Source organism: Vibrio kagoshimensis (assembly GCF_050337535.1).
GTDB lineage: Bacteria > Pseudomonadota > Gammaproteobacteria > Enterobacterales > Vibrionaceae > Vibrio > Vibrio gallaecicus.
Map to the genome: position 1 here is coordinate 136170 of NZ_JAKJSZ010000009.1, position 11726 is coordinate 147895.

General features: G+C 39.3%; 12 protein-coding genes. 3 read left to right on the forward strand and 9 right to left on the reverse strand.

Annotation, left to right across the window (positions count from 1 at the left end; genetic code table 11):
- Positions 1–131: 131 nt before the first annotated feature.
- The 9 genes from fnr to ccoN form a co-directional block, all read right to left on the reverse strand.
- Entirely contained in the window at positions 132–878 is a 747-nt protein-coding gene (gene fnr, locus L4C37_RS10500; protein ID WP_137373222.1) for a fumarate/nitrate reduction transcriptional regulator Fnr, read from the reverse strand.
- An 86-nt stretch (positions 879–964) separates the two neighbouring features.
- Positions 965–1639, reverse strand: a complete 675-nt coding sequence (locus tag L4C37_RS10505; RefSeq protein WP_429768519.1) for a sulfite exporter TauE/SafE family protein — start codon at positions 1637–1639, stop codon at positions 965–967.
- A complete protein-coding gene (gene ccoS / locus L4C37_RS10510) occupies positions 1629–1811 on the reverse strand; it encodes a cbb3-type cytochrome oxidase assembly protein CcoS (protein WP_137373224.1) in 183 nt (60 codons plus the stop codon). The genes L4C37_RS10505 and ccoS overlap by 11 nt, the downstream gene beginning before the upstream one ends.
- Positions 1811–4183 (reverse strand): heavy metal translocating P-type ATPase, encoded by a 2373-nt coding sequence (locus L4C37_RS10515; protein WP_429768520.1) that lies wholly within the window; start codon positions 4181–4183, stop codon positions 1811–1813. The genes ccoS and L4C37_RS10515 overlap by 1 nt, the downstream gene beginning before the upstream one ends.
- A gap of 4 nt (positions 4184–4187) precedes the next feature.
- Positions 4188–4667, reverse strand: coding sequence for a FixH family protein (locus L4C37_RS10520; RefSeq protein ID WP_137373226.1), 480 nt, complete (start codon positions 4665–4667; stop codon positions 4188–4190).
- 85 nt (positions 4668–4752) lie between these two features.
- Positions 4753–5727 (reverse strand): cytochrome-c oxidase, cbb3-type subunit III, encoded by a 975-nt coding sequence (gene ccoP / locus L4C37_RS10525; protein ID WP_137373227.1) that lies wholly within the window; start codon positions 5725–5727, stop codon positions 4753–4755.
- Positions 5727–5903: a cbb3-type cytochrome oxidase subunit 3 gene (locus tag L4C37_RS10530; RefSeq protein ID WP_429768521.1), complete on the reverse strand. Its 177-nt coding sequence runs from the start codon at positions 5901–5903 to the stop codon at positions 5727–5729. Before L4C37_RS10530 ends, ccoP begins: the two co-directional genes overlap by 1 nt.
- Positions 5904–5912: 9 nt before the next feature.
- Positions 5913–6533 (reverse strand): cytochrome-c oxidase, cbb3-type subunit II, encoded by a 621-nt coding sequence (gene ccoO, locus L4C37_RS10535; protein ID WP_137373229.1) that lies wholly within the window; start codon positions 6531–6533, stop codon positions 5913–5915.
- A gap of 12 nt (positions 6534–6545) precedes the next feature.
- The gene (gene ccoN / locus L4C37_RS10540; protein ID WP_167494026.1) at positions 6546–7973 is read right to left on the reverse strand and encodes a cytochrome-c oxidase, cbb3-type subunit I; all 1428 of its coding nucleotides are present in this window, start codon (positions 7971–7973) and stop codon (positions 6546–6548) included.
- 256 nt (positions 7974–8229) lie between these two features.
- On the opposite strand from ccoN, the gene L4C37_RS10545 reads away from it, so the two are divergent.
- The 3 genes from L4C37_RS10545 to L4C37_RS10555 all read left to right on the forward strand — a co-directional run bounded on the left by L4C37_RS10545 (position 8230) and on the right by L4C37_RS10555 (position 11588).
- The gene (locus L4C37_RS10545) at positions 8230–8610 is read left to right on the forward strand and encodes a hypothetical protein (protein ID WP_429768522.1); all 381 of its coding nucleotides are present in this window, start codon (positions 8230–8232) and stop codon (positions 8608–8610) included.
- Between the two features lie 72 nt (positions 8611–8682).
- Complete coding sequence (locus tag L4C37_RS10550; protein ID WP_429768523.1) at positions 8683–9867, forward strand: FIST signal transduction protein; 1185 nt, start codon at positions 8683–8685, stop codon at positions 9865–9867.
- Entirely contained in the window at positions 9867–11588 is a 1722-nt protein-coding gene (locus tag L4C37_RS10555; protein WP_429768524.1) for a response regulator, read from the forward strand. Before L4C37_RS10550 ends, L4C37_RS10555 begins: the two co-directional genes overlap by 1 nt.
- Positions 11589–11726: the final 138 nt, after the last annotated feature.

Genomic DNA, 11726 nt, shown 5'->3' on the forward strand with positions numbered 1-11726 from the left:
CTAAGCCTACTATTAGGGCTAAACCATATAATTAATGTAGCGCAGTTAAAGAGAGATTAAGAGAAATATAGGAGGATTTTAGAGAGAAATATGATGTAGCTCATTATTGAACTACATCATTGATAAATCAGTTATTCTTTTGAAACACCAGCTAATTCCATTAAGGCATCATGGTCTTCGATAGTGATGTATTTACCTTTAACGCTTAGAATGTCTGCTTTTTGAAAGCGACCTAGCAAACGGCTAATAGTTTCAACGGTTAAACCAAGGTAATTACCAATGTCGCCGCGAGTCATCGTCAAACGGAATTCTCGTGGGCTGAAACCACGTTGAGAGAATCGAGTTGAAAGGTTGAATAAGAAAGCAGCTAAGCGCTCCTCTGCATTCTTTTTAGACAACAGAAGAATCATTTCTTGGTCGCCTTTAATTTCATTACTCATCAAGCGCATGATCTGCTGGCGAAGCTTTGGCATTTTTCCTGATAAATCATCTAAGATTTCATAAGGAATTTCACAGACCATAGAGGTTTCTAAAGCTTGAGCAAAGCTAGGATGCATATCTTCTGTGATAGCATCAAAACCTACTAAGTCACCGGCAAGGTGAAATGCAGTAATTTGTTCATCACCTTGTTCGGTAATGGTGTAACTCTTAATAGTACCAGAGCGAATCGCATACAGAGACTTAAGCTCGTCTCCAGCTTTGAATAACTCTTGACCTTTTTGAATAGGCTTTTTTCTTTCAATGATCTGATCAAGTTGATCAAGTTCAGATTCATTCAAAGTAAATGGGATACAGAGCTGGCTAATACTACAATCCTGGCAGTGGATTGCACAGCCACCAGACTGAACACGTTTCGTCACAGGCTTTTCAGAAATCATAACAATCTTTCACTATTTGATATACGTCAATATTTTAGCATTCCTTCTCCCCAAAAGGTAGTAAAAAAACCGCATTAAAAGATTGGTCATACGGTATAATTGATGAGCTGTATCGCTATATATCCGGTATACAAACCGTAGATAAAGATTAAAACTGCACCTAACTGACGGAACAGAGTAGCTTGCTGGATTCTTTTTATAAGGCTTGCCCCCACTCCAACAGCTAACATGGCAGGTAAAGTACCTAGACCAAAAGCTAGCATTATTCCGGCTCCGTTAAGGGAGCCACCAGAAACGGCAGCCCAAGTTAGCATAGAATAAACTAAGCCACATGGCAGCCACCCCCAAATAAAACCAAAAGGTAATGCATGTGAAGGGTGCTTTAGAGGAAGAAATGATTTACCAATAGGCGAAATATAATGCCATAACCGCTGACCTAACTTCTCAAAAACAAGCAAGCCAAACCACCATTTACCAATATACAAAGCCAAGATAATCATGAATATTGCAGTGAATAAACGCAGCCAACCGAGCAAAGCATTAAACTGGCTAAGTTCTCCGATAGATGAAATAGCCCCGCCAACAATAGCTCCAATCAATGCGTAACTTGATAGGCGGCCTAAATTATAAAGTAGTGGGGTCATTGGTGATGGCTTCTGACTGCCAATAGAAAGTAAAGAGGCAATACCACCACACATACCCATACAATGACCGGCACCAATTAAACCTATGAAGAAAGCGCCAATCCAATCAGGAGTCATGAGGTTTCTTTGATGTGTTCATTTCTTTACCACTGTCTTCATCGAATAAAATATTGTGACCCTGGCGCTCTAAATCTTCAAACTGCTCACTTTTCACAGCCCATAGAAAAACGCCCACAGCAACACAAACCAAAATGATCGCAATTGGGATCAAGATGTACAAACTTTCCATTACTTACGTTCCTCTTTTAAGAGCCTTAAAGAGTTAGAGACTACTATAATTGAACTTGCAGACATGCCAACAACTGCAATATAAGGCGCAACTAATCCAGCTACTGCTAGAGGTAATATCAGTAAGTTATACCCAAGAGACCATGCAAGGTTCTCTCTGATGATTTTACGAGTTTTCAACGCTAAGATACGTGACTTAAGTAGCCTATCTAATTTATCGCCGAGTAAAATCATGTCTGCAGATGCTTTTGCAACGTCAGTGCCGCCACCCATTGCAACGGATAAGTGTGCACCAGCTAATGTTGGAGCATCATTGATACCATCACCAACCATCATGGTTATATCATTCGAGTCAGTTGAATTAAGGTAGGCTAACTTATCCTCCGGTTTTGCGTCTGCGACAACATCTTGTATACCAATTGATTTGGCAACAGGGAGTGCATTTGCCAATGAATCACCGGTTAGCAGAGTTGTTTTAATTCCGGCATCAGTAAATTGTTTGATGAGCTCTGCACTTTCTTTTCTTATTGGGTCTTCATATGTAAAGGTTGCTATATGTTGTCCATTTAAAGCTAAGTAAATACCGTTACTCTCTGCCGTTTCGGCGTTATCTAATATAAATCTTGCACTCCCGATAGAGATAGGTTGCCCGTTAAATGTTCCTTCAATTCCAGAACCAATAATGTTGCTGACGTTATCGACAAGAATACTCTCAGATTCAAACTCTCGAAAAGCTTTGGCTATTGGGTGGTTCGCATGTTTTTCCAAGCTAGCCGCTAGAGCCAAACATGTAGGTTCATCAATATCAGATTTAGTATCTACACGGGCGATACGAATATCGCCTTCAGTTAAAGTGCCAGTTTTATCAATGATTAAATGATTCACTTTACAAAGTGTTTCGAACACATGCCCTTTACGCAATAAAATACCTAAATTGCCCATACGAGATGTCGAGCAAGTGATTGCGGTAGGTGTAGCAAGAGACAAAGCGCAAGGGCAGGTCGCAACAAGTACAGATAGCATTATCCAAAAAGCATCTTCAGGTTTGGTTTGGTGCCAATACAGCCAAGTACCGAAAGATATGATCAAAATGATTGCGACAAAGTAGCGGGCAACAACATCGGCTATTTCTGCAATTTTTGGCTTAGATAACTGAGCTTCATCTTGTAGCCGAACAATATTAGATATCATTGAGTCTGCTTTCGATGTAGTGACTTCCAATTCAAATGACTCATCACCATTCAATGTACCCGCAAAAACAGAATCATTCTCAGATTTCACAACATGTACGGATTCACCCGTTAACATTGATTCATCAACATGTACTCTTCCTGAAAGAACCAAGCCATCCGCTGGTATATGTTCTCCAGGCAAGACGCGAATTTTATCTCCAACCTTTAAGGTTTTAACGGGGATTTGTTTACCATCTAAAGTGGTGGCCATCGCAGGGATTAATTTGAGTAGATTTCCACTAGCTGCCGCAGCCTTTCTTCTGGCTCTCATTTCTAGGAAGCGACCTAAGAGTAGGAAAAAGGTAAACATTGAAATGGACTCAAAGAACACTTCGCCTTGTTCTGTTACGGTAGCCACTAAGCTAGCGGCATAAGCAAAGAGCAGTGCGATAGAAACAGGTACGTCCATTCCTAGTGTTCTGCCTTTTAAACTTCTCCAAGCATTAATGTAGAAAGGTAGGGCTGAGTAAAGTAATACGGGAGTGGCAAATATTAAGCTTACCCAACGGAAGTAACTTTTAAACTCAGGTTCTAGGTTGCCAAAAACTTCTAAATATAATGCAACGGCAAGCATCATAACTTGCATGGTTGCAAGTCCTGCCACTCCAAGTCGGTAGAGATAGTTTTTCATCGAACGATGGTAAGCGGCTTCTTGTTGATCGGCTTCAAAAGGTGCGGCTTTATAACCGAGCGAGTGAATGGCAGATAATAATTCACTCAATCTTACTTTTGACTTATCCCAACTAAGAAGAGCTCGATTCGTTGTGGTGTTTACTCGAATACTGTAGACACCTATTTTTTTAGATACTTGCTTTTCTATTAGCCAAGCACAAGCCGCACATGAAACCCCTTCAATCGAAAGGGTAACTTCTGAGGCATCTTGGCTGTTTCGGACAAACTCTTGTTGCACATCTTCATTGTCGTAGTGTGCAAGTGCTCTTAATTGCTCAGGAACAAGATCAGCTTTTTCAGCTGGAGCTGTCCTATATTGATAATAAGAAACTAGACCACTATCTATGATGGTTTGAGCAACCGTCTCACAGCCTGGACAGCACATTTCTCGTTCTGAACCTAAGATTTCAACTTTAAAATCGGTGTTTGCTGGTACATCTTCACCGCAGTGGTAACACGATTCGTTCATAGTTTTAGTTCATTAGTCGAGTTGATGTTTCAAGAGGGAATGTAATACGACCTTGTATAAGCCATTCAGAGTTATGTGGGCTCAGTTCAATAAACCAAGGACCTTGAATATCATTGTCTAAAATTAGACGGTAGTTGCCTTTTGCATCTGCTGTAAGCAGTTTCGAAAAGTCTCTATCTGGAAGTGTACGATGAACAAACATGGCATTTATCGCTGGGAAATGGTCCAAGCTACCCTTGTTTAATGTAAGAACTACGGAGTTTTCTTCTTCACTTACTGAAGCAAAAAGACCAAGGTCTTTAGCCACATTAACTTTCGATATATCGATATTAATGCCTTTACCTTTTTTGTAGTAATCCTCAGTCACTAAATCGACGGAGTTTTGTGTGAATAGAATAACTGTAAGAATTGTCCAAATAACCACAGTTAGGGGCAAGGCAATTAAGAACCACGGCCAAAACTGTTTATACCAAGGCTTTACCATAAAAAAGATCTCAATGAAAAGGGTAGAAGAGGGTTTACAAAATACAGAAAAGACAGCCCCTTAGAAAGGGGCTGTTATTGAAATGTTACTTATTGTCAGAGTTGCTTAGGCTCCAAACATACGCAGAAACAAGTTGAACTTTATCTTCGCCTAGAATGTCCTTCCAAGCTGGCATTACGCCTGAGCGTCCGTTCATTACAGTTTCAGTTACTTCAGCGCGTGAGTCACCAAATAGCCAATCACGATCTGTCAGGTCAGGTGCGCCTACTGCAGGGTTACCTTTACCATCAGTGCCGTGACATGCAGCACATACAACAAAGCGAGCTTTACCAGCTTCTGCTTCACGTGCATTTACTGAACGACCAGATAAGCTAAGAGTGTAGCTAACTACTTCTTTAACGCCTTGCTCACCTAGTGCGTCTTTCCATGCTGGCATTTGACCGATTCGACCATTCATAATAGTCGTCTTAATTGCTTGTGGCTCACCACCGTACAACCAAGCGTCATCAGTTAGGTTAGGAAAACCTTTCTGACCACGAGCATCGGAACCATGACACTGAGAACAGTTTTGCAAGAATAAACGTTGTCCAACTTTAATAGCTTCTGAATCCGAAGCTATTTCAGGTATAGAACGTAGACCATTATCGTTGTGCGCAAGTTTTTTGAATGCTTCACCAAAGTAGGTATTTGCATCATCTAACTCTTTCGCATATTCATCTAACTGTTTGTTAGCTTGAGATGCGGCAATTGAAGAGCGAGACTCTTCTACGCTACGAACTGTTTGATCTGAACTTGTCCAGCCAAGGACACCTTTAAAGTTACCCAAACCAGGATAAAGTGCTAGGTATACTGCCGCAAACACGATCGTGCTGATAAATAGGTATGTCCACCATTTAGGTAAAGGGTTATTCAGTTCACGAATACCATCGTATTCATGACCCATATCCTTACCAGATTCAACACCTGTTTTATCGTGGAAACACCAACGAAGTAGGACAGCACAACCAATGAGGGTACCAATCGTAATTGCACTAACCCAGATACTCCAGAATGTACTCATTACTTTGTCACTCCTTGATTTTTAGAACTTGCTACTGGTTCGTCATCTGCAAATACTAGATTTGCATCTTCGTCGAAACGTGTCTTACGATTCTTGCCATATGCCCACCAAACGATGCCAATGAAGCAAGAAAAAACAGTAACAGTCCAAATGCTTTGAAATGTAATAATATCCATAGCTATTCCTTATTTCATTGCGTGTCCAAGAGACTGAAGGTAAGCGATGATTGCATCCATCTCTGTTTTACCTTCAACATCTTGTTTCGCGTTAGCAATCTGTTCATCAGTGTATGGAACACCAAATTGATTGCGGAATAGTTCAAGCTTGCTTTGTGTTAACTTGCCATCAAGCTTGTTCTCAGCTAACCAAGGGAAACCAGGCATATTTGATTCAGGTACTAGTTCACGTGGATCAATCAAATGAACACGGTGCCATTCATCAGAATAACGATCACCAACACGTGCTAGATCAGGACCTGTACGCTTAGAACCCCATAGGAACGGATGTTCCCAAACGCTTTCGCCAGCTACAGAGTAGTGACCGTAACGTTCAGTTTCAGAACGGAAAGGACGAATCATTTGACTGTGGCATACATTACAACCTTCACGGATGTAGATGTCGCGTCCTTCCATTTCTAGAGCAGAATAAACGCGTAGGTTTTCTACAGGTTCAGTTGTCTGCTTTTGAAAAATAAGCGGGGTAATCTCTACCAAAGCACCGAAACTAATTGCAATAACAATCAGTATAGCCAGCAAGCCAACGTTCTTTTCGACTAATTCATGGCGATTGTTTGAATTTGAACTCATTCTTTAATCTCCCTATGCCGGCTGTTGAATAGCTTTAAGGCTATCTTTAGGTGCAGATACAGTTTTGTACGTATTGTATGCCATTAAGAACATACCGCTTAGGAAGATAAATCCACCTAAGAAACGTACAAAGTAGAACGGGTAAGATGCTTCTACAGACTCTACAAAGCTGTAAGTCAGCGTACCGTCAGAGTTAACTGCACGCCACATTAGGCCTTGCATTACACCTGAAATCCACATTGCTACGATGTAGAAAACTGTACCAATCGTTGCTAACCAGAAGTGAACATTAATTAGTGATACAGAGTACATACGCTCTTGACCGAATAGCTTAGGAACTAAGTGGTATACAGAACCAATAGAAACCATTGCAACCCAACCTAATGCACCAGAGTGAACGTGACCGATAGTCCAGTCCGTATAGTGAGATAGTGCGTTAACCGTTTTGATTGCCATCATAGGACCTTCGAAAGTCGACATGCCATAGAATGATAAAGAAACGATTAGGAAACGTAGGATCGGGTCGTAACGCAGCTTATGCCACGCACCAGATAGAGTCATAATACCGTTGATCATGCCACCCCAAGATGGAGCAAACAGAACCAAAGACATAACCATACCTAGAGATTGAGTCCAGTCTGGAAGTGCAGTGTAGTGAAGGTGGTGAGGACCAGCCCAAATGTACAAAGACACAAGTGCCCAGAAGTGAACAATCGATAAACGGTAAGAATAAACAGGGCGTTCAGCTTGTTTCGGTACAAAGTAATACATCATACCCAAGAAACCAGCTGTCAATAAGAAGCCTACCGCATTATGACCGTACCACCATTGAACCATGGCATCGATAGCACCTGAATAAATCGAATATGATTTAAAAGCAGATACAGGAACAGCTAGGCTGTTCACGATGTGTAACACGGCAACCGTGATGATGAAGGCTCCGAAGAACCAGTTCGCAACATAAATGTGAGATGTCTTACGCTTAATCATGGTTCCGAAGAACACGACAGCATAAGCTACCCATACAAGTGTGATTGCAATATCGATTGGCCATTCTAGCTCTGCGTATTCTTTACCCGAGGTAAGACCCAAAGGTAAAGTAATTGCAGCGGACAGAATTATCGCTTGCCAACCCCAAAAGGTGAAGGCGACAAGAGGACCACCAAATAGACGCGTCTGACAAGTACGCTGTACAACATAATATGATGTTGCAAACAGTGCGCTTGTACCGAACGCAAAAATAACCGCATTAGTATGCAGGGGACGTAAACGACTGTACGTCAACCACGGCGTATCAAAGTTTAGCTGTGGCCAAACTAATTGAGCGGCAATCAAAACACCTACGCCCATACCGACAATACCCCATAAAATGGTTACTAGGGTAAACTGACGGACGACCGTATAGTTGTAGTTTTGTTCAAGCTGCTTTTCTTGGCTCATTTGCATGCTTCCAATTTCTTATTTACTACACTTTACTTCCAACACGACTCACGTCGTAATGCCACCAAATCAGAAAAGAAATTCATTCTATTCAGAACTTTATTTCCACTTGCTGATTTTAAAAAAAAGTGGCATTTTCAACGCGACACTATACTTGAATTAACAAATCAATGACAGAGTAGTAACCTTACGCTTGGTCTGGATTTGTGTTTTTATGTAAAAACTTTGAACTTTGTAACAAGGAGCAATAATTAAGATGGCAGCTCAAAAGCTAACAAGGGGTAGGCTTGTTCAAATTATAATCATGTTGTCTATTTTATTAGCAGCATTTACTTGGAGAACAATAACATACAAAGAAAACGATACGCTAGATTGTATATTGGGAGAACCATGTGAATATAGCATCGATGACCACTATGTTAGGCTTACTAAAGATATCCTTGGTGTGATGATTATTGCTTCTGAAAGTGGTGATTTTACCGTAGGCTCCCAAAAAAATGGCAAGCTGGTGAAGAAAAATGCACATACTTGGCTATTGACACCACAAACGCAGGAATTCCAAATAGAAATTACATTTCCTCAACAAAAAACACCAGTGACAATACACTTCACAAAAGCTAATGAGAAAAACCATTAATTGAGCAAAATCGCTAAAGTGTTTTAAACAACATGTTATATATGACTCTATGAATATGAATACTTTTTAAAGATGAAATTTTTCTCAAAAATATCTAACCAAACTGATGAAACCAGCGCGATTGATGAATTGATTTCCTCAATACCTGACTTGAACCAAGTTGCATCCCTAATTTGTTACTGTACAGAAGAGTACTCAACACCTGTAGTTCAAAAGGAGTTAAAGGAGCACTTTCCTGAAACTCCTTTTCATGGTTGTACGACGTGTCATGGAATCATGACTGAATCTGGTTTTCATTCTGGTCCTGTTATTGGTGTTTTAGTCATATACGATTCTGGAATAAACGCATACGGTACAGGTATCTCTGATTTTAAAACGTCAGTATTTGATAGCACGAATTCCGCAATATCAATGGCTTTAACAAGTGCCAATAGGCAAGGTGAAGTGCCTGATCTGATTTTATTGCACTCTACGCCAGGTAATGAAGAAAAGATAATGGCGGCGATAGATCAGAGGTTTGGGTCAACTGTTCCTATTATTGGTGGGAGCGCTGCTGATAACAAAGTTTCGGGTAATTGGAGTATATTTACGGAAAAGTCTTCATCTATTAATGGTATTTCATTAACTGCTTTCTTCTCATCACAGTCCATATACACATCATTAAGTTCAGGTCATACGCCAACTGATTATTCAGGTGTGGTAACAAAAACCAAAGATCGAGTTATGCTTGAAATTGATGGTCGTCCTGCCACTACCGTTTATGATGAATGGACCAACTTTCACCTCGGGAATAATGAAGATGGCTATATTTTTGAAAAGGCAACAGTATATCCGTTAGGGCGGAAAGTTGGTTCTTCTTATAGTTTTCCTTACTTCAAACTTTCTCATCCTATTCGTGAAACTGAGAATAATGGTATTGAGTTATTTACTGATATTAATGAAAACGACACTATTTATCTGATGTCTGGTTGTAAGCAGCAGTTAATCAGTCGAGCGGCTAGTATTATCAATACCTCTTATTATAACGATATGGAATTAGAAGAAAAATTAGGGGCGATAAATATATTTTGCGCTGGTCCAATGCTTCATTTAAAACAAGATATGAACGATGTTTGTGAGCAGATCAATCAAGCATTAGATGGTTTGCCTTATATTTGTCCTTTCACATTTGGTGAACAGGGACGATTGTTAGGTGGTGAGCATGCCCATGGTAATCTAATGGTTTCATCTGCAACGTTCTATAGGTTAAAGAAGTAATGGCAGGTCAGAGTACAGAACACCTGCAAGATGTATTAATCGAACTAGAAAGATCTAGGCTTCGGGAAATAAATCTTGCAGAAGAGAATAGGGCAATCTTGTCCACTATTTCTGGAATAAGCAAAGCTAAAAATGTCGACCAAATTTTTTCCACATTAGACGTTGTATTAAAAAAGTATATTCACTTTGACGATTTTATTGTTATTTCTAAACCCGTTGGTTGTGAAACCTTTAAAACGATACTCACCAATAATAAAATTTTTGACAATCTAGAATGGATTGATCATGGGAAGTTTTCTCGAGTTATTAATGGTGAATGTACTATATTATTTGAACCCAAACGTTTGAAAGAATTTGAAAAATTTAATGCATTTATTTTAGACCAAATTAATTCTGTTTTGCTAACCGGGATTGATAGTGGATTAAGTCAATCCGTCATTTTGTTTATTCACTCCAATGGGAAGCATTTTAGTGTTGATACAAAAATGACCCTCAACCGATTTAGACCTCTTATTGAGAGAGCAGTATTAGATATAGAACGTAAAGAGCACTTAGAAGCAACGATTAAGACAAGAACGAAAGAATTAGTTTCTGCTCAAAAGGAAGCAGAAAGGGCGAATAAAGCCAAATCTACATTTCTTGCTATGATGAGTCATGAGATTCGCACACCATTAAATGCAGTCATCGGTTTGATTGATACGCTGAAAACAACTCAGCTCGGGGTCGACCAGCTTTCATTACTTACCAATATGGGAACATCATCTGAGTTATTACTTTCTATCATTAATGATGTGCTTGATTTCTCTAAAATTGAATCAGGAAATTTCTCTTTGACTCCATCGTGGCAATCGATAAGAGACACTGTAACATTTGTCTCAATGGAACAAGAGCGTATCGCACAACAGAAAGGATTAACTCTTAGTGTTGAAATTGAATCGTCTGACGATATTGTTTATTTTTATGATAAAAACCGGCTAGCTCAGATTCTTTTTAATTTAATTGGAAATGCAATTAAGTTTACTGAAAAAGGTTCCGTTGACGTTTCTATTACATGTAAGCCAGAGTTAATTGCGATTCAGATTTCAGATACCGGCATTGGGATTAGTGATACTCATCAATCGATACTGTTTCACCCATTTATTCAAGCAGATGACAGTATTACTCGTAGGTTTGGTGGAACAGGTTTAGGTCTTGCTATAACTAAACATTTAGTTGATTTGATGAATGGAGATATAAAAGTACTGAGTTCATTGAATATTGGCTCAAAATTTTTAGTTAACCTTCCATTTAAAAGCAGAATTCTACAACCTTCGATTATAAATGCTCAAAAAGATGTGAATTGTGATGAAAGTGATTCAAGTTACACCGTTTTGGTTGTCGAAGATAATTTAACAAACCAGATGGTTATTAAGCTCATCCTGAGTAGGTTAGGTCATAAAGTCTATGTTGCTAATAATGGGCAAGAAGCAATTGAACTTGTAGAGATAAACAATATTTCTTTTGACATTATATTTATGGATGTTTCTATGCCAGTGCTTGACGGGTTATCCACAACAAAAATGATTAGGCAAAAGAATATTCAAACTCCAATCATTGCTTTGACAGCACATACTGCAGCAGAAGATAGATCATCTTGTTTAGATGCAGGAATGAATGAATTCATTACAAAACCTGTAAGAACTCAAGAAATAAGAGATGTGATCTATAAAGTTAAGCACTAATAAACAGTCAGTATCTGAAAGATAACTTACTGTTTATTAGGTATTTTATGGTAAATAGCAATACTGTTAAATAGACARCCTTTAAACTATGAGAGGTTGTAGGAAATACACTAATATTCAAATGTGGTTAACCACCTT